Below are 587 nucleotides of genomic sequence, written 5' to 3'. Positions count from 1 at the left end.
AGGGGCTGAGGAAGCACAGTTAGCTTAGTAGTAAGCAGTTGGTTCAGTCGACTACGACTCCGTTGACCGACAGCTAAAATGAGGCTCTGGTAGTAGCGGTAAGCATGGGCGAGATTTTCGTCAAAATCGAGTAAGCGATGAATAAGTTCAATGTCGGTCAATTGAGCATAACCGAAGTTGGCCCGCCGCCAGTAGTTATCGTATTTGAGTTCACTGGCTGGAGTTAAAATTAATTTCCAAAAATGTTTTAACGCCCGCCATTGCCGTGTTCCTTTACCGGCACGGTTCATGGCTTGAATCCGGATTTGATTAAGAGCACGGTAGGCTTGGGCAACGACATGAAAGTGGTCCGCAATAATAATGGCATTAGGAAAAAGTTCGCGAATTAAACGTCGATAAGGAGTATATAAATCAACCGTGACTGTTTGAACAGCTAAGCGGGCTGAACGGTCGTAGCGGAGAAAGTAGCCCCGTAAATAACGATTACGCCGGGAGAGAATAATATCTAAGGTTCGATGGGTTTCGATGTCCATCAAAATCATACTCATTCCACTTGGTGCCATCTTGCCGGACTTGAAATCGTCAAA

General features: G+C 45.5%; 1 protein-coding gene. It reads right to left on the bottom strand.

Features of this window, described 5'->3' with window-relative positions; genetic code table 11:
- The coding region (locus FC49_RS09620) for a transposase (protein WP_162253480.1) at positions 1-587 on the bottom strand (587 nt) is incomplete at both ends.

Origin of the sequence: Limosilactobacillus oris DSM 4864 (assembly GCF_001434465.1) — a bacterium.
GTDB lineage: Bacteria > Bacillota > Bacilli > Lactobacillales > Lactobacillaceae > Limosilactobacillus > Limosilactobacillus oris.
Note: the sequence above shows the minus strand (reverse complement) of the source record. Positions and strands in the feature narration are given on the sequence as shown.